Annotated in this window: 21 protein-coding genes; 11 read left to right on the top strand and 10 right to left on the bottom strand. The window is 57.2% G+C overall.

The features are described 5' to 3' along the window. Positions 1–26: 26 nt before the first annotated feature. On the bottom strand, positions 27–593 hold the full coding sequence (locus MF268_RS18490) for a choice-of-anchor D domain-containing protein (protein ID WP_238372346.1): 567 nt from the start codon (positions 591–593) through the stop codon (positions 27–29). A gap of 509 nt (positions 594–1,102) precedes the next feature. Here MF268_RS18490 and MF268_RS18485 point away from each other — a divergent pair. After that, positions 1,103–1,570: an AAA family ATPase gene (locus MF268_RS18485; RefSeq protein ID WP_238372345.1), complete on the top strand. Its 468-nt coding sequence runs from the start codon at positions 1,103–1,105 to the stop codon at positions 1,568–1,570. Positions 1,571–1,797: 227 nt separating this feature from the next. Here the strand turns inward: MF268_RS18485 and MF268_RS18480 are convergent, their stop codons facing one another. Continuing rightward, complete coding sequence (locus MF268_RS18480; protein ID WP_238372344.1) at positions 1,798–3,171, bottom strand: sensor histidine kinase; 1,374 nt, start codon at positions 3,169–3,171, stop codon at positions 1,798–1,800. Beyond that, entirely contained in the window at positions 3,158–3,835 is a 678-nt protein-coding gene (locus MF268_RS18475; protein ID WP_238372343.1) for a response regulator, read from the bottom strand. The genes MF268_RS18480 and MF268_RS18475 overlap by 14 nt, the downstream gene beginning before the upstream one ends. A 165-nt stretch (positions 3,836–4,000) precedes the next feature. Here MF268_RS18475 and MF268_RS18470 point away from each other — a divergent pair, with 165 nt between their 5' ends. From MF268_RS18470 to cyoD, 8 genes are all read left to right on the top strand, one after another. After that, positions 4,001–4,564: an HdeD family acid-resistance protein gene (locus tag MF268_RS18470; protein WP_238372342.1), complete on the top strand. Its 564-nt coding sequence runs from the start codon at positions 4,001–4,003 to the stop codon at positions 4,562–4,564. Between the two features lie 295 nt (positions 4,565–4,859). Next, positions 4,860–7,448, top strand: a complete 2,589-nt coding sequence (gene mprF / locus MF268_RS18465) for a bifunctional lysylphosphatidylglycerol flippase/synthetase MprF (RefSeq protein ID WP_238372341.1) — start codon at positions 4,860–4,862, stop codon at positions 7,446–7,448. A 12-nt stretch (positions 7,449–7,460) separates the two neighbouring features. Beyond that, complete coding sequence (locus MF268_RS18460) at positions 7,461–7,784, top strand: YidH family protein (RefSeq protein WP_238372340.1); 324 nt, start codon at positions 7,461–7,463, stop codon at positions 7,782–7,784. Then, on the top strand, positions 7,771–8,496 hold the full coding sequence (locus MF268_RS18455; protein ID WP_238372339.1) for a hypothetical protein: 726 nt from the start codon (positions 7,771–7,773) through the stop codon (positions 8,494–8,496). Before MF268_RS18460 ends, MF268_RS18455 begins: the two co-directional genes overlap by 14 nt. Beyond that, entirely contained in the window at positions 8,493–9,452 is a 960-nt protein-coding gene (locus tag MF268_RS18450; protein WP_238372338.1) for a cytochrome ubiquinol oxidase subunit II, read from the top strand. The genes MF268_RS18455 and MF268_RS18450 overlap by 4 nt, the downstream gene beginning before the upstream one ends. Continuing rightward, on the top strand, positions 9,449–11,542 hold the full coding sequence (locus tag MF268_RS18445) for a cbb3-type cytochrome c oxidase subunit I (RefSeq protein WP_238372337.1): 2,094 nt from the start codon (positions 9,449–9,451) through the stop codon (positions 11,540–11,542). Before MF268_RS18450 ends, MF268_RS18445 begins: the two co-directional genes overlap by 4 nt. Then, positions 11,539–12,168, top strand: a complete 630-nt coding sequence (locus MF268_RS18440) for a cytochrome c oxidase subunit 3 (RefSeq protein WP_238372336.1) — start codon at positions 11,539–11,541, stop codon at positions 12,166–12,168. Before MF268_RS18445 ends, MF268_RS18440 begins: the two co-directional genes overlap by 4 nt. After that, entirely contained in the window at positions 12,165–12,470 is a 306-nt protein-coding gene (gene cyoD, locus MF268_RS18435; protein WP_238372335.1) for a cytochrome o ubiquinol oxidase subunit IV, read from the top strand. The genes MF268_RS18440 and cyoD overlap by 4 nt, the downstream gene beginning before the upstream one ends. A gap of 43 nt (positions 12,471–12,513) precedes the next feature. Here the strand turns inward: cyoD and MF268_RS18430 are convergent, their stop codons facing one another. Genes MF268_RS18430 through MF268_RS18405 form a run of 6 tightly spaced genes read right to left on the bottom strand, consistent with a single transcriptional unit; the run spans position 12,514 to position 16,511 of the window. Then, the gene (locus MF268_RS18430; RefSeq protein WP_238372334.1) at positions 12,514–12,900 is read right to left on the bottom strand and encodes a DUF1269 domain-containing protein; all 387 of its coding nucleotides are present in this window, start codon (positions 12,898–12,900) and stop codon (positions 12,514–12,516) included. Positions 12,901–12,931: 31 nt separating this feature from the next. Next, positions 12,932–13,198 carry a 3-ketoacyl-ACP reductase gene (locus MF268_RS18425; RefSeq protein WP_238372333.1) on the bottom strand — a complete coding sequence of 89 codons (267 nt, stop codon included), beginning with the start codon at positions 13,196–13,198 and terminating at the stop codon, positions 12,932–12,934. A gap of 24 nt (positions 13,199–13,222) precedes the next feature. Next, positions 13,223–14,005: a 3-hydroxybutyrate dehydrogenase gene (locus MF268_RS18420; RefSeq protein WP_238372332.1), complete on the bottom strand. Its 783-nt coding sequence runs from the start codon at positions 14,003–14,005 to the stop codon at positions 13,223–13,225. Continuing rightward, the gene (locus tag MF268_RS18415; protein ID WP_238372331.1) at positions 14,002–14,640 is read right to left on the bottom strand and encodes a cytochrome b/b6 domain-containing protein; all 639 of its coding nucleotides are present in this window, start codon (positions 14,638–14,640) and stop codon (positions 14,002–14,004) included. Before MF268_RS18415 ends, MF268_RS18420 begins: the two co-directional genes overlap by 4 nt. Before the next feature lie 6 nt (positions 14,641–14,646). Then, the gene (locus MF268_RS18410) at positions 14,647–15,393 is read right to left on the bottom strand and encodes an acetoacetate decarboxylase (protein ID WP_238372330.1); all 747 of its coding nucleotides are present in this window, start codon (positions 15,391–15,393) and stop codon (positions 14,647–14,649) included. A 14-nt stretch (positions 15,394–15,407) separates the two neighbouring features. Beyond that, entirely contained in the window at positions 15,408–16,511 is a 1,104-nt protein-coding gene (locus tag MF268_RS18405) for a DUF3734 domain-containing protein (RefSeq protein WP_238372329.1), read from the bottom strand. 825 nt (positions 16,512–17,336) lie between these two features. Here MF268_RS18405 and MF268_RS18400 point away from each other — a divergent pair. Together MF268_RS18400 and MF268_RS18395 are read left to right on the top strand one after the other, a co-directional pair. After that, on the top strand, positions 17,337–18,968 hold the full coding sequence (locus MF268_RS18400; RefSeq protein ID WP_238372328.1) for an FMN-binding glutamate synthase family protein: 1,632 nt from the start codon (positions 17,337–17,339) through the stop codon (positions 18,966–18,968). Between the two features lie 27 nt (positions 18,969–18,995). Continuing rightward, positions 18,996–20,708: a thiamine pyrophosphate-dependent enzyme gene (locus tag MF268_RS18395; protein WP_238372327.1), complete on the top strand. Its 1,713-nt coding sequence runs from the start codon at positions 18,996–18,998 to the stop codon at positions 20,706–20,708. A gap of 962 nt (positions 20,709–21,670) precedes the next feature. On the opposite strand, the gene MF268_RS18390 is transcribed toward MF268_RS18395, so the two are convergent. Continuing rightward, entirely contained in the window at positions 21,671–23,806 is a 2,136-nt protein-coding gene (locus MF268_RS18390) for a sensor histidine kinase (protein WP_238372326.1), read from the bottom strand. Positions 23,807–23,990: the final 184 nt, after the last annotated feature.

The raw sequence follows: 23,990 nt of genomic DNA, 5'->3' as shown, positions 1-23,990 counted from the left end.
GCGAACCGGTATGTAAATTGACAGGATTAGCCCGGCGAGAACGTCTTACCGGCGCAGTTCTGCGAGCCGGGGAAGTTACCCCCCGGGACAGCGCCCCCCGCAAAATTCGGCGACAAGTTTGCATTGCTGACATTCGTGATCTTCACAACCTGCGGAGCAGACTCAGATCCTACGGCCACATTTCCGAAGTCGAATGAAGTCGCCGTCGCCAAAAAAGGACTTATTCCGTTGCCTTTGAAATTGAAACCGTAAGTCTCAGCATCGACGGCAGCACTGGTTGAGCCCGAAACTGGACCAAGCGCCTGTGGCGTAAAACGATAAGCGAATTGGCACGACGCGCCGGGCGCGAGCGTCGCGCCGGCGCAGTTTTGTGAGCCGGGAAAGTTATTCCCTGGCACCGCGCCGCCAGCGAAATTGGGTGAAACCGGAACGTCACCTAAGTTGGTAAAAATCACTTCCTGAGGCAACGACGTGTCGCCGACCGCGACATTGCCAAAGTCGAAGGATACGGGCGTAACCTGGATAGAAGAGGCGCAGACCGACGTGGCCGTGAGAAATCCAAAAGACCACATTACAAACGAAAATCTGAACATACTTCCCCCCAAATCACTTGCGATGAGTCACACGCCCCAATCGCTCAACTTCAGAAATAAATGCTGTCTTTGCTGGTCGTCACAAAACTTGTGTATGTATTCAAATGAACAGAGAACGTGTCCACCTGAGGCGATTTCAAAGAACAATACTCTAATGGACACCCGTCGCTACTTTAGCACGGGCTCGCGTTGCCAACCAAAAAAATTTGACTTCTTTTTCCAAGAGAGAGCGTATGGCAGACACGCGTCCCCTCTGTGGGTGACTGATCTATCTTTGGGTCAGTTATTTCGTTGCCGTACCAGACAGGATGGAACGAAATTTCGACAGACCTAGGCTCCAGCATAGCTCCCTTTTAAAGCACCAGATAATTCTGCCTTTGTTGCCAGAGAATCTGCCTCGATCGCGCAGAACGATACTGTTTTGCCCATCAAAATTCATGCAGCCTTGATCCACACCTTTCGGCGTGTTGATCGCTTCGCTGCCCACCTTTCAAACCTGAGGATGCCCCATGAGCGACCATTTCTTCGTCGTGACGGGCGGCCCCGGTGCGGGCAAGACCAGCCTGATCACCGAGCTCGCTCGCCGCGGCTTTCACACAATTCCCGAATCTGGTCGGGCGATCATTCGCGAGGAGATGGCGAACGGTGGTATCGCTTTACCTTGGGCGGATCGCACGGCCTACGCCGAACGGATGCTGCAACAAAACCTGCACGCCTACAGCGCCGCGCAGGCGCTCCCAAGTCCTGTGATCTTTGACCGCGGCATTCCCGACATTATGGGCTACCTGACCCTATGCGGGCTTCCCGTGCCGCCATACGTCACCGCAACGGCCGAGAAAACACGTTACAACCGTCGCGTCTTTCTTGCGCCTTTCTGGGATGCCATTTTCGAACAAGATGCCGAACGCAAGCAGACCCGCGCCGAGGCTGAAGCAACCTGCACTGTCCTGCGCGAGACCTATACTGCACTCGAATAAGAGATCACTGAGCTGCCATTTAAGGACATTGTAAATCGCGCCGACTTTGTCGCCGCGCATCTGTTGAGATGAGAGATTAGACAAGCGCTTGCATTGCCTACTTGCATGTTTCCTCGGGAAGTCAAATAGCAGCTAACTTCGGTCTCATAGCGACAGCTTCCGGGGTGGAAGGTCAGAATTCAGCCCAGCTGTCGCTGCCCGTATCGCTCAATTTTGTTTTGCAAACGCTAACTGCCCAGGCTTGGAAGGGTTACCAAGACGATCAGGCCAGGATGGTTGTCTCCCAGCACGACCGTTCCACTGTGTTTTTCGACAATCGCGCGGACGAGCGCCAGTCCAAGGCCGCTTCCCGGTTTGGACCGGCTGGGATCAAGCCGTAGGAAGGGTTCGAAAACGCTCTCCCTTTGCACCTCGGGAATGCCGGGACCTTTATCCGCCACCGCCAGCCGGACGATACCGTCCGATCGGTTCAATGTGACGGAGATGACATTGCCGATGCGTCCATGGGTAACCGCATTCTGAATCAGGTTCACCAACATCTGCTGAAGCATCTGGGAGTTACCCTTGATCACGTAATGCTGACCTTGCTCGACATCGAATGACAGGCTCTGTCCTTCGTCCTCCGCGATCAGCGCGAAAGTCTCGACCAGCTCAAGCAGCAGATTTTCCAAATCAACATCGCCTGTCAGATGCTCACCGCCGGCCGCTTCTATACGGGAAAGCTGCAGGTATGAATCGAATATGACGCGCATGTTTTCGAGCTCATCCTGCGTGTCGGTGAGCGCCTCGGTCGGATCCTCGCCCTGATCCGCCATCTCCAAGGCTTTACCCAGCGAAAGATAAGCGCGACCGAGCGGTGATTTCAGATCGTGTGCAGCGGCGGCAGCCGTGTTTCGCGTCGTTGCGATCATTCGAGACAAGCGATCGAGATGTAGATTCATCTGATGTGCGATCCGGTCGATCTGTGTTGTTCCCCCATTTTCAGATATCCGAACCGCCGTGTCCCCTTCGCTGGTTTTCGACAGGGCGATTTCAATGTCCTTCAAACGGCGAAGACTCTTATGGCTCAGATAATATCCGACCGACAGCATCGTCAGAACCACGATGAACCCGCTCAGCGTCAAGGCTCGAAAAACTAGGATCTGCGTGCGGTAAAGCAGGTCAAGCCGCTGCCCGACAACAAGGATCCCGTCCTCCAAAGGGCCAGAGAAGTAGACGTAATCGTTGGTGAGATCCTCGGGTGATGCGGCAGCATGCTCAAGCTTCCCGACCTGCAGTCCGTCGCCTTCCGGCCGATTCATGATGTTCCCGGCGACCAGAGTATCCGCTGCCCCGAACAATGAAACCGCGTGATGTCCGCCCGTCGCAACCCGTGAGACGTGCGCGATCGTCCGCACCACGTGGTCCTGCCCTTCGTTTGCATGGTCGGTGGCGATGATGTTCCAACGTTGCTGCACATCGTCGCCGAGTTCAGCAATCAGGCTTCGCTCAACGTAGGTCAGCGTGACCCAGCCAAACAGCACAAGCACCAAAATAAAAACAAAAGCGGAGCGCAGAACCGCCGAAAACGCGGCCCCCGAAAGGACGTCACCGCGGTCCATGCATCGAATACCCGGTATTGCGGATCGTGTGGATCAGCGGCGTGTCGAACGGTTTGTCGATCTTGGCGCGCAATCGGCTCATATGTGTTTCGACCACGGTGGTGCTGGGTTCGAAGTTGAAATTCCAGACACGTTCCAGCAGCAACGTACGGGTCACGACCCGCCCAGCATTGCGCATCAAGATTTCGAGGATGGCAAATTCCTTGTTGTGCAGCTCGATCAAGTTGTTTTGGCGCCTCGCGGTGCGGGAGAGGAGGTCGAGCGTCAAATCGTGTACTGTCAGGGTGGATACCACGCTTGTCTCGGACCTGCGGCGGACGATGGCATCAATCCGAGCGACAAGTTCCGAGAAGTGGAACGGTTTCGTCAGATAATCATCACTACCTGCCGCCAGACCTTCGACGCGGTCGTCGACTTGCCCCAAGGCGGTTAGGAAAAGCACCGGCACAGCTTTCTTTGACGCCCTGAGTGCCTTGAGCACCGAGAGGCCATCCATCCCGGGCAGCATGCGGTCGAGGATCGCCATGTCGCAGTCGTTGTAGAGACAGTAACTGAGCGCGTCCCGGCCATCGGCAACGTGATCGACGGAATGACCGTGTTCCGCAAGGCCGGCAACGATATATTCAGCAATTTTGGTATCGTCTTCAGCCAGCAGAATTTTCATCGGTGTCCGTCTCCTTGCGGCCATCTAATTTGAATCCGTCTGGCTGTGCCAGCGAAACAGCTTCCTTTGCACAGAAGTAAGGTTCGCGCGAATTTCGGGCGATGCTGTACGCCTAGGTTCATCTCGTTCCCGACAGACCGAAGGGAAACCAAGGAGCGTTCCCAAATGCAGACCTATTTGACCAATCTGAAGTCACCGATGCGTGCAGGTAGCAAGCGGGCGAGCTTCAAGCGCCTGAAACTTGTCGGCGCAATTCTTGTTGTGATTGGCCTTCTGGCCATTCTGCTTCCCCAGTTTGCCACCGTCGCGGCAGAGGTGCTGGTGGCATGGATGCTGACGATGTGGGGCGCCGTCGGTCTTTGGTTTTCACTTGCGATAAGACCAGCGCCAGAGTGGCGTTATGGCTTTGCGGCCTTTGGCATTTTGTTTCTCGTCGGTGTTGCGTTCGTCCTGTTTCCGCTCGCAGGCATAGCCGCGTTGACCGTTCTGATGATGCTGTCGTTCCTGATGGAAGGCATTCTTTCCATTCTCTTCGGGCTGCGCAGCAGTGCACATGTGCCGAACTGGGGCTGGCTCGTGTTCAGCGGGCTGTGTTCCTTTGTTGCTGGCGTCGTGATCCTGTTCGGCTGGCCTTGGACTGCAAGTTGGACGCTGGGCCTGATGATGGGCTTGAACTTTTTTTCGACCGGCTTGTCGCTGGTCATGCTTGGAACTCGGCAAGTGCAGTGAAATGACATCCAATGCGTTGATGCTTTGCGCCGCACCCTTTGATCGCCGGATGCTCATCCCGCTCAATTTCGTGGTGTCCTGCCTCACGGTATCTCAGGGCACCTCCCTCATGATGAACCGTGACAACAAGGACACCGAAACCCAAAGCTGCGCAGGACACGAATTCCGGATTAACCACAATACAAACCGGAGATACGCTTGCTGCCTGAAAACAACGATCACTAGTTTTCGGTGGATTGGGGAAAGCTATTGGTGATTTCACTTATTTGGATCGACATTTTCAAGGAAGGCATAGATGGCCGAGATTAAGATGCAGACCTTCATGTCGTCTGTTTTGCGCGTGATCGAACACCCAATCTTCAAATTCGCAATTCCCGCAATCGTGGGTGTAATTGCAGTGATCGTTTTGCACAAATTGGCCAGCCATATCCGATTGGAGGACGTAAAGGCCGATGTCGCTGCGGCCCGCCCGACGGTGCTTCTCGCGGCGCTGGCCTGCACCGTCATGAGCTTTGTTGGCATTGCGACCTACGACTTCCTCGGCATGCGGACGGTCGCACCAAAAAGGTTGCCCGCTTTGGTGCCGATGGTCACCGGTGCCGCGGGCTACGCGATTTCCGGCTTGCTTGGAGTGTCCTACCTTACCGGCACGGCAGTTCGCTATCGGGTGTATTCGGCGTTCGGACTCGATCTGGTCACGATAACAGCGATCGTCGCGATTGCTTGGTCGGGCTTTGTTTCCGCTCTGGTTCTGGGATTTGGTCTGTTGCTTGCGCTTCATCCCACCGGATTGAGCGCCGTTATCAACTTTTCCCCCGCCTTCGAGACGGCAATTGGCTCAGCCCTGCTCACCTGCTGGGGCGTTTATCTGGTATGGCTTTCACTGGGCAAGCGACGATTGAAATCGGGCGGAAAAACTGTCGATCTGCCAAGACCCGTGCAAGCTGTTGGCCTTACCTTGGCCGGTTTACTGGATGTATCCGGTGCCGGGTTGACCCTCTACATACTGATGCCCGCCGATCTGGTGCCAAGCCTTCCTGTCTTTGCGACCGTCTTTATCGCGGCGATCGGCCTGGGTATTCTCAGCCATGCGCCCGGCGGTCTTGGCGCGTTCGAGGCAACCATCATCGCCGGCTTCGGAGCAACCGGACGTTCCGACGTTCTGGCAGCGTTGCTACTGTATCGCCTGATTTACACCGTTCTTCCCTTCGCCGTAGCAACCTTGGGTCTTGCCATCTCGGCGGCTATGGCCAACCGGGGAAGGCTAAAAACGACATCAAGCGTTCTCTGGCGTGCGATGAAGCCGGTGGTGCCCATAGTTTCTGCGGCCCTCGCCATGCTTGCAGGTGTCATTCTTTTGGTCTCAGGCAACCTGCCGGCCGAGGGCACCCGGCTTGAAATTCTGCGTGACATCTTTCCGCTCGGCGTTGTCGAAGCCTCTCACCTCGCCGGAAGCCTTGCTGGCGCTCTTCTGATCGTCATCGCGGCGGGGCTCTACCGCAAGCTCTTCCGCGCGTGGCTCTTTGCCATGGCGCTGATCGGGATCGGGTTCGTCGTATCACTGGTGAAGGGTCTCGACTGGGTCGAGGCCATGTCCATGGCCGCAACGCTCGTGACACTGGGCCTACTCCGACCGGCGTTCTATCGCGCGGAAGGGATCTCCCTCTTTCAGCTGGACCGACGGTGGATGCTCAGCGTCCTCGTAATGGCCGGGGCAATCTTCTGGATCGGGCTTTTCGCTTATCATCACGTCGACTACCGAAACGCCCTTTGGTGGCAATTCAGCTGGAATGGCGATGCCTCGCGCTTTCTACGGGCCAGCCTTGTCGTCGCGATCGTTCTGGTGGCGGTCTTCGTCAACTCTCTTATCAGCCACCGCCCCGCGGTGAACAAGCCTACCAAAATTCCGGATGCTGTACGTCGGCTGGTGAAGGAAAGCGAAGATACCGAAGCCAATATCGCCTTGACAGGAGATAAGCTGTTCCTCGTGTCAGAAGATGAAACCGCTTTCATCGCATATGCGGATACAGGAAAATCGCTGATCGCCAAGGGCGATCCAGTTGGCAATCCCAAGTCAGGACAGGCCCTGATATGGGCGTTGCGCGAACAGGCCTACCGCGCTGGTAAGCGGGTCGCTTTCTATTCGGTTTCAGCTGCCTATTTGCCGACCTATCTTGATCTGGGTTTGTCCATTCTCAAGATCGGGGAGGTCGCGCGTGTCGATCTGCTCGGCTTCACCCTCGACGGCTCAAAGCGCAAGGATCTGCGCCAAGCCCGTAATCGCGCCTTAAGGGACGGATTTGTTTTCGAAGTGGTTCCAGCCTCGGATACAGAGCCGATCCTGCCTCAGCTCCGGCGCATTTCCGACGCTTGGCTCGCTCAGAAACACGGCGAAGAAAAGGGCTTTTCCCTCGGGGCCTTCACTGAAGATTACATGCGCTTTTTCGACATTGCCATACTGCGCCATCCCGACGGACAGATCATTGCCTTTGCCAACATGTTCCGAGGCGCAAACCGGCGCGAACTGTCGCTTGATCTCATGCGATACCTGCCGGACGCGCCACATTTCGCAATGGATGCGCTGTTTGGAGAACTGTTGCTGTGGGGCGCGGCAGAGAACTACCGCTGGGCATCGCTGGGGGCTGCGCCCTTCGCGGGTGTCGAGAACCGCGAACTTGCGCCGCTCTGGAACCGCACCGGCGGTTTCATCTACGAACATGGCGAGCATTTCTACCGTTTCGAGGGTCTGCGGGCCTACAAGGAAAAATTCGATCCCGTCTGGTCGCCGAATTACCTCGCCTGCCCGGGCGGATTGGCAGCGCCGCAAATTCTCTACGAAGTCAATGTGCTGGTCTCCGGCGGGCTTCGCGGCTTGATGAAATAGGAGACCGTGACCATGATCGTCAATTTCGAGCTGCATGCTTCTAATGAGCGGACCTTCCTGTCGTGGGTGCGCACCGCTGTTGCCATTGTCGGCTTTGGCCTTGCAGCGGCCCGGCTAGGTCAGCGAACGGTACCGCATTGGTCGACCTGGCTGCTTTTCGGCGCAGGGGCTGCCGTAGTGATGATCGCCTGGCTACGTATGCGTCACGTGCGTAAGCGGATCGATCTGGAAGAGCGGCTGCCCGACGACGATGGATCGGCGGCCGCCTTTCTGCTCCTGCTTGTCATGGCTCTTTTCGTCTTGCTGGGAAGCTTCGCTGTTCATGTCGCGCCTTGATCTGCATTTTCCCCGGACGGGTATTGCCGCGATCCGAAAGGTTCCGTTCACGCTTGCATTCCTCGCGGTGATGCTGGTGGCCAACGTTGCTGCGGGAACGTTTTCTGGTCAGATCGATCCGCATGTACTCGCCGCCCGGGGTATCGGTGTGGATGCAATGAAAGACGGCAATCTGATGCGATTTCTGACCGCCATTTTCCTATCACACGATCTGCCGATGCTGCTGCGTCAGCTTGCCTTCGCCGCCAGCGTGATCGGAGCGACGGAGCTTATATGGGGCACCCGGTGCGCCGTCGGCTTCTTCTTCGGGATCGATGTGACCGCGACAATCATCCTTCTCGCTGCGATTGCCTTTCTTCCCGATTTCACCGGGCTGGCGGCAACCACGGATGTCGGCATGTCAATGGGCGGCTTCGGATTGATCGGCGTTTTGATAGCTGCGCACCGGAAGGCATTGATCTGGTTCGTTGCACTCCTTGGCCTGATCGCGGCAAAATTTGCCGTCGCGCCAGAGCCGCTCGCCGACGGAGGTCATGTCATCGCCTTGATCATCGGCTTCGGTCTCGGTTGGTATCTTCCCCGCCGTCCGGGTCGTGACATCGTCCTGGGCGCCACACCGCCAGCCCGCAATCATCGGCGGGCAAACGAACATGTGGCCGAAGCTCAACAAGAACGTTACTTTTGCATCAAGCAGCAGGATGGACGGCAGTGATATTTCGACGAATTTTCGGGATCATTCCTCTGATCGGCTGTTTCGCTCTGGCGGCATGCAGCAAGGCGGGAAGCACGTTTCTACTGCCTGCAGGACCGATCGCGGCAGCACAGCGGGCGGAGTTCATCCAGATTCTCGGCTGGACCCTCGTTGCGATCGTCCCTGTCTTTGCGCTCGTTCCCGTGCTGCTCTGGCGTTACCGATACCGGAACCGCGATGCGCGCTATGCACCGGACTGGGACAGGTCGCCGTTGCTTGAGGTGCTGATGTGGGGTGTGCCACTCGTCATCGTGACAGTCCTGTCGGTGCAGCTCTACAGGACGACACACGAGCTCGACCCGATTAAGCCCATCGCATCTGATAACCCACCGCTTCGGGTCGAGGCCGTGGGGCTCGACTGGAAATGGCTGTTCATCTATCCCGATCTTGGCATCGCCACGATCAACGAACTGGCCTTCCCCGAGAAGACGTCCGTAGCGCTTGACCTGACGACCGACACGGTGATGCAGTCATTTCTGATTTCTGCGCTGGCAGGGCAAATCTACACCATGCCGGGCATGCATACGCGGCTGCATGTCCTCGCCGATCAGCCCGGCGAATTCGAGGGCGAGAACACCCAGTTCAACGGAACCGGTTTCCCGCAACAGAAATTCCGGGCGATTGCGATGACACCGACAGCCTTCGAGTCCTGGGTTGAAGAAGTCAGATCGGACGGCCAGCCACTGACGGCAAAACATTATGGCGTGCTGGCCCAAGCCACCACCGGTGCAACAGCGCAACAGCAGCTGGGCGCTAAGGCTCTGTCTGGGGGCGTCCTGCATTTTTCGTCGGTCGACAACGACCTCTTCGATGAGGTCCTGCATCGCTACATGCGGGGCACGCCCGTCCCATCTGCTAATCAGCCGGGCGCGGTCGGCTATGATCCTCAAGCGTCGACGGGAGAGCCAAACCAATGATCCATACAATTTTCGGCCGGCTCGACCTGTCTTCGCTGTCCCTCTGGCGAGCGATACAAGATCCAACTGTAAGCGAGTTGGTCGCGGCCGGCGCAGCTACGGCAGTGCTTCTGGGCGCGCTTGTCACGGTGTCCCTATTGACTTGGTTCCGGCTTTGGGGGCCGCTTTGGCGCGATTGGCTGACAAGCGTCGATCACAAGCGGATAGGTATCATGTACTGCGCGCTTGCGCTCATCATGCTGGCACGCGGCGTCATCGAAGGCGTTTTGATGCGAACCCAACAGGCATTCGGCCTGCACGGCGGTTTCCTCACGCCCGACCACTTTTCCCAGTTATTCAGTACCCACGGAACCATCATGATTTTCTTCGTCGCGATGCCCTTTATCGCCGGCGTAATCAACTACGTCATGCCGCTTCAGATCGGGGCGCGGGACATGGCCTTTCCGGTAATGAACCAGATCAGCCTCGGTCTCACTGCGACAGGTGCCGCGCTGGTGATGATCAGCTTGGTGCTGGGAAAGTTCGCAACCGGCGGCTGGGCCAATTACCCGCCCTATACCGGGTCCGATTTTCAGCCGGGTCCTGGGCCGGATTACTGGATTTGGTCGATTGTGCTTGCGGGCATCGGCACCACGCTCTCGGGGATCAATTTCGCGGTCACGCTGTACAAGGAACGCGCGCCGGGTATGACCTTTTTACGGATGCCGATCTTCTGCTGGACGGTGATCTGTACCTCCATCATCATGATCTTCGCGCTGCCGCCGCTGACAGTTGCTGCTTTGATGCTGGCTGCCGACCGCTATCTCGACTTCCACTTCTTTACCAACGACCTCGGCGGCAACATGATGAACTATGTCAACCTTTTCTGGTTGTTCGGTCATCCCGAGGTCTACCTGCTGGTCATCCCTGCTTACGGGATCTTTTCCGAAGTCATCTCGACCTTCTCTGGCAAACGGATCTACGGCTACATGTCGATGGTCTATGCCACCATGTCGATCGCAGTGCTCAGCTTCTGCGTTTGGCTGCATCACTTTTTCACCATGGGCCAGAGCGCCAATATCAACGCGGCCTTCGGCATCGCGTCGATGGCAATCGCCGTGCCTACGGGGATCAAGGTCTACAACTGGATGGCAACGATCTTTCGCGGCAGGGTCCGCATGACGGTGCCTATGATCTATGCAACCGGGTTCTTTTACCTTTTTGTCATCGGCGGCCTCAGCGGCGTAATGCTGGCGAACCCGGTAATCAGCTATCAGGTGCACAACACCTTGTTCTTGGTGGCGCATTTCCACAACGTTATCATACCGGGCGTTCTGTTCGGGCTGTTGGCAGGGTATCACTACTGGTTCCCCAAGGCGTTCGGCTTTCGCCTGAATGAAGGCTGGGGCCGGGCGGCGGCGTATTTGTGGATCGCCGGTTTTTCATTCACCTTCCTCCCGCTCTACTGGCTGGGGCTGCACGGCATGCCGCGCCGATCTGCCACGTTCAGCGACCCCGCATTTCAGCCCACCCTTTGGCTGGCGCTCTTCGGTGCAGTTCTAATCCTGGCCGCGCTCACGTGTCTGGCGGTCCAGTTGTGGGTCAGCATCCGTGACCGCGACAGTCTGACTGTGCCTTTGGGGGATCCTTGGGACGGGCGCTCGCTGGAATGGTCGATCCCGTCGCCGCCGCCGGAGTACAATTTCGCAATGCAGCCGCAGGTTGCCGCGCGCGACGACTTTGCCGAGGCAAAGACCAAGAGCCGCGCCTATACCGAGCCGGAAGAATACGAAGACATCGAAATGCCTAACAATACAGCCATCGGCATGATCATCTGCGTGTGCGCGACGCTGTTTGGACTGGCACTGGTGTTCTGGATGTGGTGGCTGGCCGCGCTGTCCTTCCTCGCGATCGTGCTTTCCATTACTCTGCCAACCTTCCTGACCGAGACCACGCATGTCATCCCGGCTGCAAAGATCGCCGCCGAGCATCGCGCTTGGCTCGACAAAGTAAAGGACGCCTCGGCGGTCGACAGGCTTGAGGAAACACAGGAAAGCAATCTGGGCCGTGCCCTGCTGGAGCGACCTACACGGATCGAGGCTGCGGAATGAGTGAACACAATCTTCATCCCGGCCTCAATCTAGGAGCGCGGCACGGGGCTGCACATGAGGGGGCGGAAACCATCCTCTTCGGTTTCTGGATCTTCCTGATGAGCGATCTGGTGATCTTTGGGCTTGTCTTCGCCTCTTACCTTACTGTCGCCAACCCGACCGGCGCGGCGGGAGGCCCGGGCCCAGCAGAAGCGTTCGACCTGCGAAGCGTTTTCGCACAGACTGTGATCCTGCTTTCCAGCAGTCTGACATTCGGCTTTGCCACGCTTGCGATGCGACACGAGACGGGGCGCAGGTCAATCGCATCCTGGCTGATTGTGACGCTGTTTCTTGGTATAGGTTTTCTGGCGATGGAGTTGCGCGACTTCGCCCACATGATCGATGTCGGTGCTGTACCATCGCGCAGCGGTTTCTGGTCGGCCTTCTGGGGGCTTGTGCCACTTCATGGGGTGCACGTGACCGTAGGTTGCTTGTGGATCGTGGTGATGCTGATCCAATTGGCGACCCTCGGCCTGATCCCGGTCGTGAAGATGCGCGTTCTGCGGCTTGGACTCTACTGGCATTTCCTCGATCTGATTTGGGTCGGGATCTTTTCAATCGTCTATCTTGGAGGGCAGATGCGATGAAAGACCCTGACCATCGCAGCGAGGCACGGCTTTATCTAGCAGGCTTTGGTCTGGCATTGACGCTGACGCTGATCCCTTTCGCCCTGGTTCACTGGGCGTTGCTTCAGGGGCGAACGCTGGCAATCACGATTGCCGTCCTCGCTATTGCGCAAATCGTCGTGCACCTGCGGTTTTTCCTTCATATCGACCTCTCGCGTCAGAAACGCGAGGATCTGCAGCTGATCCTCTTCACCGTTATGCTTCTTGCAATCATGGCGCTTGGCACGCTCTGGATCATGGGCAATCTCGCGACCCGGATGTAGTCTGGCACTGGGCTCAAAGAGAGAGGTTGCCGACTATAAGTGCCTAGGTACGGAACAGCAATCGGCTGGCAATAATCGGAGCGTAGAGAAGAATTGCGCAAAAAGTTTCAAGCGCCGCGCTTCCTCGTGCGGCAGGAACTTCTGGCCTATCTGTGCCTGACAGCGCCCCGGCCCCTGCACCGACGGCAGCACCAAGCAGCGGATTGAAGAAAATCATTCCGACAAGCAGGCCCCAAAAAGCGCCGCCGGCCGCGCCTGCGGTCCACAGGTTGACCATCTGGTTGAGCTTGACGTTTCCTTCGTCGTCCACAACGGCAGCGACGGCGTCGGCCACGTCAACAAGATATTCCCGGGCCATGGTCATGAGGTCTGCGCGGGCCTCTTCCGCCCTTTCGGGGGTTTCGTACCCGATGACGATCAGTTCGGACATTTCAGTCTCCTTTTCAGTCCGTGTGTGTATGTCAGTTGGAGGCCACGTGCGTGGTATCGAAGCTGTCGCCCCATTGATGCACGGAAAGTTCCAGGTCCGCGACGCGGTCGTCATGGGCGTCTTGACCGGCTGCCTCGCCGTTCAGACGCTCTTGCAAGTGCCTGTAGCGCTCCCTCAACTCTTGTGCCATCAGATGCGCCCCGTGGTTCTTCAGGTGTGAAGCTGCCCGCAGCCGCGCTTCGGCGGCTTCGATCTTTTGCCCCAGCGCATGCAGGCGGTCGTGAATGTTTTTTTCCATTCCATGTCTCCTGTCATGGAAAAGTCAGTTCATGTACCAGCCATGGCTGACCACCAGCGACTGGCCGGTAAGCGCATTTGTGGGGAAGGCTGCAAAGACATGCGCCACCTCGGCGACGTCGTCGATTGTGGTGAATTCCTGATCGACGGTTTGGCCCAGCATGACCTTGTTGACGACGTCCTCTTCCGAGATGCCGAGATCGCGGGCCTGCTCCGGGATCTGTTTTTCCACCAGCGGCGTCTTCACGAAACCGGGACAGATCACGTTGGCGCGGACACCATGCTCTGCGCCTTCTTTCGAAATGACGCGGGCAAGGCCCAACAGACCGTGCTTTGCGGTCACATAGGCGGATTTCAGAGCGCTCGCTTCTTTGGAATGGACAGAGCCCATAAAGATGATTGAGCCCGAACCGGCCTTGTACATGTGCGGCAATATAGCCTTTGAAGTCAGGAAGGCGCCGTCGAGGTGGATTGACAGGAGTTTCTTCCAGTCGTCGAAGGGGAAGTTCTCGAGCGGATGAACGATCTGCACCCCGGCATTGGATACCAGCACGTCGATCTTGCCCCATGTCTCGACGACCTTGGCGACACCGTCATTGACCTGGGTCTCATCGGTGACGTTCATCTCGACAGCCATGGCCTCGCCCGGTCCTTGGGCAGTCAACTCGTCCGCAGCTTTCTGCGCGGCGTCGAGCTTCAGGTCGGCGATGACAACCTTGGCGCCGTCGGCCACAAAGCGTTTGGCGATGCCATAGCCGATACCGCTGGCCGCGCCGGTGATGATGCAAACTTTGTTCTTGAGATTCATTTCATAGGTTCCTTGTTGGGCGCAGCGTGAAAGGACCACATTCCGCGCAGATTGAAGTCGGTAAAAAAGTGATGAAGGACGGCCATGCCGACGTGGCCGATCAGGTAAGCCCAGACGAGGTTCGAGAGCGTCCGGTGAATGAACATTGCGGCCCCGACCAATTCACCAGCATCCGGGTTTGCGCCCCCGATGGCGTAGTAAACCGTGCCCGTGACCGCCATTGCGGTGATGAGCACAATTCCTAGCCCATGCACGGCATTGGCCAGCGGGCTTTCGTCATCATGCGCAGGCAGGCGCAGACGGAAGAGTGCGTTGGCGTGGCGCTTTACGTCCGACCACAGCGCAGAAAGACGTACGGGCGAAAACCATGGAAATAGCAGACCCGCAGGGGTGCCGTGCTTGCGAACCGTCAGAACGATCCAGAACAGCAGGATCAGGGCAAAGGCGATCAGTCCGCAAATTTCGTGGACCCCGAACCAGAGATTACCGTCACTGCCATTCTCAGCCGGGCGCAAGACTAGGCTGGTTGCAAGCTGCATTACGACCGCAAGCGCCAGTCCCGCATGGACCAGCCGTGTCGGAAGGTTGTGGCGGGATACTTGCGCCGTATAGGCGGATTGTCCTGCAGGCTGCATGATCGGTCACCCTTTTGGCTGGAGATAATCGTGGACGACTTCGCCCAGCCCAAGCGTGAGGTCGGTCATCAGATGGACGGCCGAGACGACCTCGCGAACCGGCAGATCAGACACCGGCGCCAGCGCGTGCTGATGCAGCTCGAGCCCCGCCGGGCCTTCCCACGCGCCCTTGAGTGTCACGTCCGTCGTATAGTATCGGACGAGCTCGCAAATCCGCGGCGTGCAATCGACATGAGGTATGACCTTCAACATGAAGTTCGGCGCCTCAAACCCCTTCTGCACCTTGTAGTGGTCGAGCTCACGATGTTTGTAACCCATTGTGCCTGTGGCTACCCGAACCGAGCCGACGTCCAATGTGCCGACCAGCGTATCCTTTTCTACCCGAAGTGAGGGATCGGCGAGCTTCTTGGGAAAACCCCAGATCTCGCGCCCTCCGGCAATCGGCGCGTCGTCGTTCAGAAACATCGAGTGGACATACCCCCCAGCGACGCCATCGAGCGTAACGGGAATAACCTGACCGCTCTCAGTGTAGTCACCAAAGCCGGTGCTATCGGGCATGCGGATGAATTCGTATTTCACCAGCGGCTCCGGGATCTCCAGCGGCTCCGGCACGACCCGTCGCACGGCCTTCATGTCGGTTCGATATGTGATCGTCAGAAATTCGCGATTGACGAAGCGGTAAGGGCCCTTGGGATAGGACGGGCTGGTGACTGGCATCGCAAAGGCGGTTGTGACGAGATCAGACATTTTCATGGGATAACCCTCTGTCAATCGCATTTTCCAAGATCGAATATTTGCAGGCCGTCCGTGCCCGGACGACGGGAGGTCCATGCCTCGGCGGCCAGGGTATGCGTGACGTCCTCGCGGCCGGCAGCCCAGTGATCGGACATCGACTGCCGGGAAAACTCGTAATCCTTCGCGCTGCCCTCGAAACCTTGCTTGCGATGGATTAGGTGCACGAGAGTGACAGGGCAGGATGGACCAGCCTTGCGCAGAACAGCCAGATCCGGGTCGCCTTTCAGCCCTTCCGGCAGTTTTTCGGCAAGTCGTTCGGCGGCGGTGCGCAGCGCATGCAGATCTCGATAACGATCCGTCGTGAGGCGTGTTCGGCTCGAATAGCGGATATCCATCTCCCGCTGCTGAACCTCCAAGACGTCCTTCGGAAGCGCGCTCTTCGCATTGAAGAGATCAATCTGGAACACACAGAGCGGCTGATCGCCCTCGGCCAGTTCCATGACGTATTGCAGCGGGGTATTTGACACGAGACCGCCGTCCCAATAGTAGCGCCCGTCAATCTCGACAGGTGGAAAACCCGGCGGCAGGGCGCCACTGGCCAAAATATGTCTCGCGTCGATCCGGGTGTGGCGGCTGTCGAAATAGACAAAGTTCCCGGTCTCCACGTCGGTGGCGCCAACGCAAAGCCGGGGGCCGCCGTCGTTGATGAGGTCGAAATCGACAAGTTCGCCTAGCGTCGCGGCGAGAGGCGCGGTATCATAGAAACTCAAGGCAGGCTCGGTGAGGAAAGGCCAGAACGCGGCAGGCATGCGCGGTCGGAAAAAGCCCGGCGCCCCCGCGAGCGCTATCTCGGCTGCCGCCAGCTCTGAAAAGGCGCGGCGACCTGACTTTGTCCATAATGGTGCCGACATTGTCAGGTTCGAGGTGATCTTGTTCCAAAAGGCCTCAAGCGCTGGAATTCGGTCCTTTTCGCGGTTTCCGCAGATTAACGCGGCATTGACTGCACCGATCGAAATACCGGCCAGCCAATCAAATGAAAAACCGGCCTCATTGAGAGCAGAGAACGCTCCTGCCTGATAGGCTCCCAGCGCTCCGCCTCCTTGCAGCACCAGGGCATTCAGTTCGTTAGAAGGCATTTCATCTGTTCCTTTCAGCCGACGTATCGTGTCGTTGAAAGAAATCTAGGGCTGCTCTCAGGCGCCATCTTTTCGGCAACCTTACATCTGCGACAGGTTTGCCGGGCCGTTCAGCTAAAACAGGAAATCCGTCCCCTATGGGAGGATGACTGCGTTAGTCGGATTGTAGCGAGTTATACCATCAACCCAGCCAAGCCCGGCCCGAATAGCTTTCCGGCGGCATCACACCGCAGCCGAGCTGATACATCTGGCGAAAGTCGTCTTAAATAACGTCAGCCATGTCTGGATCGGGAGGGTGGAGAAGAAACTGACTTGCGCCGGGACACTGCTGTGGTCCGTCAGACTCGGAGGTAGTTATCTTCCGCATCGCACTCACAAAACGTTCAGCAGAATGCCATCAAATATTATGGACGGTCCCATTCGACCCGGTGTCTCCGCACGATCGCGCGCGTAAAGCTCTGTGATGTACTTCTGTCGCTGCACAAAAAAAGCAGCCCCGATCCGAATGCCTGTTAGATACCGTTCCACCCAATCACGTGCAAAACCGTAACTTAGCTAGAGCCAATCCGCGACACATGACCGGAAGCTTGCCAGCGGCGACGCACTGAAACGCAGCGCAGCCTCTAGGGCGACTGACATCGCAACGGACCCAAATTATCGGCACAGGGTTCTTTGAATGAAGAGCGGCCTTGGCGCGTTGGATGACAACGCCATTCTGCTTCTGAAGAATATGTAAGGAACCGGAAACTCTGGCGTAAGGTCCGGCGCGGAACCTGCACCGTATCACCGACGTTTTTCAGAATATAAAATCGAAAGAATGAAAAATTGAAAAAGTTTTTCGTCAGCTTTCTCGATCTATCCAAGCGGGCTGTGGTGCCGATAACGGCGGTAATCCTGCTCATTGTTGCCATCGTCTATGGATGGTTCTGGGTCGCGTTGGTCATGGCCGCCATCGTATTGCTCGGGCTGTTTGATGCGTTCCAGTCTCGTTGGGCAATCACGAGAAATTATCCCGTAGCTGGCAGGATCCGATGGATCTTTTACGATCTGAAACCCTATCTCTACAGCTACATCGTAGAAGACGATCTTGGCGGCACGCCGTATTCCCTGGCGGCGCGACGCCTTGTTCATGCCCGTGCGGAAGGCATCACCGACACCCAGCCCTTCGGTACCGAGCGCAACACTGATGAGGATACGTATCACTGGATAGGGCATTCCATCGCCCCCACCGAGAACCCGATCAAGTCGCCTCGTGTCGATGTAGGGTCCGATCAATGCACCAAGCCCTATTCGGCATCCGTTCTGAACATTTCCGCCATGAGCTTTGGCGCGCTTTCCGCCAATGCCGTGCGCGCTCTGAATTTGGGGGCTAAAAAAGGCGGTTACTTCCACGACACAGGCGAAGGAGGACTTTCGCCCTATCATCTGGAACACGGCGGCGATCTCGTCTGGGAACTCGGGTCCGGCTATTTTGGTGCTCGTGACAAAGACGGCAAATTCGACCCGGAGACATTCAAGGACACCGCGCAGCGTGACGAGGTCAAGATGACCGAGATCAAGCTCAGCCAAGGCGCAAAACCGGGCCACGGCGGCCTTCTGCCTGCCGCCAAGGTGACCGAGGAAATCGCCGAGATCCGGCAGGTGCCTGCGCATGAAGACTGCCTGTCGCCACGCGGCCACTCAGCATTTTCCACGCCAATCGAGATGCTGGAATTCGCCGCCCGGATGCGCGACTTGTCCGGTGGAAAACCTGTGGGTCTGAAGCTGAGCATCGGCCAGCCGCACGAGCCTTTCGCGATCATGAAGGCAATCCTCGAAACGGAGATCTATCCGGATTTCATCGTCGTGGATGGGGGAGAGGGCGGCACCGGCGCCGCACCGCTGGAACTGTCCGACTGGGTCGGAATGCCATTATCCGAAGGCCTGATCCTAATGCGAAATGCGCTGGTTGGGGCAGGCGTCAAATCCCAGATTCGGCTGGCGGCAAGCGGCAAGGTCTATTCCGGCATGGGTTTGGCGCGCAACATCGCTCAGGGGGCGGACTGGTGCAACGCAGCACGCGCGTTCATGTTCTCGGTCGGCTGCATTCAGGCGCAACGCTGCCACCTTGGCACCTGCCCGACCGGTGTAACCGCGCAGGATGCCACCCGTCAACGGGGACTGGTGCCAGAGGTACAGGGCGAACGATCAGCCCGTTTCCACGAAAAGACCGTTGATGCCTTGATGGAAATTGTCGCGTCAGCCGGTCTGGAGCATCCCGGCGACCTGGAGCCACACCATTTGATGCACCGCAATGGACCCGAAAAGGCGTTGCCAATGGATCAGGTTCATCCGTTCCTCGCCGAAGGAGCCCTTTTGGAGGCGCCAGAGGACACTGTTTATGCCGATTTCTGGCGCGCGGCACAGGCGACCAGTTTCCGCCCTGCCCTCGATCTCGCGAAAGCGCGAGCCAAGTAAGCGATTTCATCTGAAAGGACACTAGGTATGGCTAAGGTTGCGAATGTCGTCGTGGACGCCCTTGTGAAGGCAGGCGCGCGTCGCTGCTGGGGAATCGTTGGTGACACGATTAATCACTTCACCGACGCGGTGCGCGAGTCCGATCTGCGTTGGATCCATGTGCGACACGAAGAGGTGGGTGGCCTAGCCGCTGGCGGAGAGGCCTACTTTACAGGTGAACTGGCTGTCTGTGCTGGCACCTGCGGACCGGGATCGCTTCATTTCGTCAACGGAATATTCGAAAGCCACCGGAACGGCGCGCCGGTTGTTCTCATCGCGTCGGACGTAGCGCGCACAGAGGCCGGTCTCGGGTTTCCGCAAGAGGTCGACCAGCGAAAGATCTATGAACAGCACAGCGTTTTCTGCGAATACATCTCGCACCCCGACCAAGCGCGGCGCATCACGGTACAAGCTGCTCAGGCGGCGCTGACGAAGGGGGGCGTAGCGGTCGTCATCGTCAATGGCGACATGTTCGAAGAGGATACGCAAGACGAACTGCCCTGGTCAGTCCACCGTCCCAGATCTCGGCTGATCCCGGCAGACGATGAACTCGATGCGCTTGCGGAACGGCTCAATTCGGCGGACACTGTCACTCTCTACGCCGGGATCGGCGCGCGCGACGCGATGCCCCAGCTTTTGGCACTCGCCGAAAAACTCGCCGCCCCAATCGCTCATACCAGTCGATCAAAGGAATTCATCGAACCCGGCAATGCTTACAATGTCGGCATGATCGGCATTCTGGGTAACAAGGCCGGAGTCGAGGCCGTAGACGGTGCCGACGTGATGCTCTGCCTGGGCACGGACTTTGCTTACACACAATTCTATCCCGGACAGGACAAAATCATCCAGATTGATCGGGATCCCGCGCATATCGGTCGCCGGTCGCCGGTCGGAATGGGGCTGGTCGGCGACATAGGACCGACCGTCGCGGCGTTGATCGACCGATTGGACCGGAAGGACGACGCAAAGCATCTGGAAGCCACGCGACAGCAGTGGAAGAAAGACCTTGATGGATATGAAGATGAAGCCAAGGAAAGCGATCCTTCGCTCATTCATCCGCAGTTCGTCACCGAAACTCTCGACCGCCTTGCCGCACAAGACGCGATTTTCACCGCAGATGGCGGATCGCCCATGGTCTGGCTGCTGCGGCATCTCACGGCGAACGGCGACAGGCGTTTCCTGACCAGCCTGCTGCACGGCACGATGGCCAATGCCTATCCCCAGGCCATGGGCGCCGTCGCAGCTTACCCAGAGCGTCAGGTCATCTCTATGTGTGGCGACGGCGGCCTGACAATGCTGATGGGCGATCTCCTGACGCTCAAGCAAGAGAAACTGCCGATAAAAATTTTGATATATAACAATGGCTCCCTCGGGTTCGTCGAAATGGAGCAACGGGTCGAAGGCCTGCTTGACAGCTATACCGGGCTGGAAAATCCCGATTTCGCCAGATTGGCCGAAGTCTGCGGGCTGAAAGGTATCCGAGTCGAAAGTGCAGACGATCTGGAAGGAGCCATGACAGAATGGTTGGACACCGACGGACCGGCCATTCTCGACGTAAGGGTCAGCCGGATGGAACTGGTCATGCCACCAAAAGTCGAAACCGGTCAGGTCGCCTCGACCGCGCTTTTCGGCATTAAGGCTGTTCTGGACGGTCGCGCGCGCGAAGTTGTCTCGCTTCTGCGTGACAACTTCCTCCGTTGATTCAACACTGTCCGAAAACCAGCACTCAAAAATCTTAATGGGCTCAATCCTTGAGAACTTCATTAACGGTAGGTTGAGAGGCATGACATGCGTCGACGTGTTCTGACATTGACGTGGTTGTCCGATAAGTAATCTCGGAGGTTCGTGCCCGCCTTCGGACCTGTTTTGAGGCAGCTTTGCATCTGATCGGCAAGTAAAGCCGTACCGGCTGCGCGGATCTTCTTGCGGGCAATTCTTGCGTCGTCGTCTTCGTAAACTAAAAGGGTTCGCGATCGAACAACGCAAAAATTCACCCCGGGTTTAGTTCGCCATTCTTTTAATTCGCCGGAAGATGTTGCGTCAGCAAACCTTAGAAACGTCTGTGAGAGGCAAAAGCTATTGCTACGATAAAGCCGCGGTTCAGTCCTTTGGGGAAACCATCAAACAGACCTGATTTGGCACAGGTCATTGCCAACGCGAAAAGCCGCCCAGCCGGCGACCTTCGGCTATGTCAAACCCTACACGATCCGCGCGAGCATTACATAGCTGCGAAGGCAAAACGCCATGTCGCATTAGAACTAAAAGAGCCTACACGCGCCCGGCGCGCCACGAAATCGCGACAGTTTCAACGGTAATTAATTAACAAAGATCATGTTGCCTTCGTCGCGGCCGCCGGCAATTCAACGGAAATTAAACTGGTTCATAAGAACCGTTAAACATGCATAACAGGCATCTGAACTGCCAGCAGCTTAACATACGCAGGCTATGATCTCTCTTTTTACTCGAAGTTACCTGTAGCAACAAACGGGAGCGAATAGGTTCGTCCATCAAACCCACAGCCTTTCAAATCAATTCTTCTTATCGCTCCGCCTCAGCCACCAACTAGCCGGAAACTGCTGATACAGAACCGCGATTTACCCTGAGGGATCGTCTTTCTATCATTTAGAATGCAGACGCATCACAACCGTTTTTTCTTGGATAGTTTACGCTGCCTGTCCCCGATCTGCACCCTGGGTGTCACCTTCCCGCTCAAGTGAACTGGGCGCGGTCGCCAAAAGACAGAGGGTAAACGTGCTGCCTACACCGAGTTCGCTGTCAACGGATATCGTGCCTCCTTGGGCCGAGGCAAGTTCACGTGAAATCGCAAGTCCAAGCCCAGTCCCGCCGCGACGCCGGGTTACAGACGAATCCACTTGGCGGAATGCTTCGAATATCCTGCCGACATCATCCAACGCGATCCCAGTACCCGTATCGCGCACATGAAACATGACGTATTGATCATTCCTTTCGGTGGACAGAACGATTTTTCCCTTGTCCGTGAACTTGAGAGCGTTCCCGATCAGATTGTAGAGGATCTGTCGCGTCCGGAATGCATCCGCGTAAACGGTACCGTTATCGCAGTCGACCTCGAATGCCAGCCCTTTCCGTTCGACTTCGATTTCCAGCTGGGTCTCAAGCGGTTCAACGATCTCGCTTACTGACGTTTCGGCGCATTCGACGACGAATGTGCCGGATTCGATCTTGGCGAAATCCAGCATCTCGTTGATAAGGCCCAACAAGTGCTGGCCCGACTTTTCCTGCTGGATGACCAATTTCGAAAAATGGGCGATGACTTCATCAACCTTCTCTCGCACAGTGCTGGATGCGCCGGTTTCCTCGAGCGATTTTTTCAAGGCCTGCACAACCGGCATCCGGTCGGTCAATTTCGCGATCCCCGCAAGTCCGAGGATGACGGTCAGCGGTGTCCGGAGTTCATGCGACAGCGCGTTTATAAACTGAGTTTTGGCCAAGTTGGCGGCCTGGGCCTCCGAAACCGCCTCTTCGAGTTCCGTGACATCTGTACGAATGCACACCATCCCGCCATCTTCCATCCGGTGATCCGAGACACGCAGAACTCTTCCGTTGCTCATTTTGTCTGTGCAGATGAAACTGTCGCTGCGCCGGCGTGCAGCGCCGTGCTCTGCGATCCAGTCTTCTTCGCGACCGATGGCATCGGCAACGATTCCACGTCTGGCAACGGCTTCGGCAAATTCCCGTGCAGATGCTCCGGGGCGGATCACATCCAGCGCGCCGCTATAGAAACCAGCGAAAGTGGCATTGCATTTGTGCAACCGTCCTTGGCTGTCGAAAATGGCCAAACCATTTTCCATCGCGCGGATCGCGTTATTCAGACGGGCTTCTGCCAGATAGCGGGATTCTGAAAGACGCAGAACGTAAGCCAGGATAAGCACGACAAGGAGCGTGACAGCGAACATGATGACCCGGTTGCGCAACCAGTCCGGTGAGTGCTCCGGCCATCCCGATTTCGGCTTGGCGAGAAATTTCCAGCGGCCGTTCGGAAACTCGAACGCAAAACTCAGCGCAGACCCCCAATCCAAGGACGCATTGCCGTAAATGACGGCGTTCCCCTCGATTGCAGCCGTCTCATCCAATATGAGAACATCAAACGCCTCGGACAATTCTTTCAGTCCGACGCCCGAGAAAAAGCGCTCGACGTCGACCGCGACCGTCGTAACGCCCCAAGCCGCATCGCCAGGTTCCAGAGGATGCGGCACGACGCGCTGCCGTAGCAGCACAATCTCGCGCCCGTCTGTCGCCGTAACGGGTCCGACAAGAATTCCCAACTTCCCGGCAAGATACTCCGGGTCAGATTCGTGCGGCTCGAACAGGTCATCGATCTGGCCGGCGGGCAAGAGCGCATCAGCGCCGGGAGGATAAGCTGCTTCGAAACCCGAAAAAGGCGAGGCGATAACGGCGGTCAGATAATCGTTTTCGCTGATTTCCTTTTCAGCATAACGTTGAAAATGAGAAGCCCAGTGACTGTTCCCACCCAGTACATGCAAGGTCAGGCGTTGTAAGGTTAGGAATAATCCAAAGGTTGTTACCTTCACTTCCTCCCGCCGTTCCACAAGCTCGTCAAAGGCCTGTGCGCGCACGTTTTCCTGAAACTGTCTATCGATCAACCGCTCGATCTCGAGAGAAACGACAACCATCGCGATGGCGGCTACAGCCATAACGATTACGGCGCCAAACCTGAACTTGGCCACATTGGCCACCCCCTGCTGGTACGGGGTGATGCCAACACCATCTACCCTTGGATCGTTTGCCTTATGGCGCAAATCAGCAGACCCCTTTTTCGCCGTCAGATTCCCCGGCATTAAAAAGCAGGCTTGTTGATAAAACGTGACCATCCGCCTGCGCGGGCAGACGAGCCAAGAGCGGGAAAGCTGAATGGGATCAATCGCCCAGCCACCGGCGGCAATACGAAAAGGCGCGCACCTGCGCAGGGCGCGCCTCTCACCG

The organism is Heliomarina baculiformis, assembly GCF_019966545.1.
Classification (GTDB): Bacteria; Pseudomonadota; Alphaproteobacteria; order Rhodobacterales; family Rhodobacteraceae; genus Heliomarina; species Heliomarina baculiformis.
This window is presented reverse-complemented; position numbering and strand designations above follow the sequence as displayed.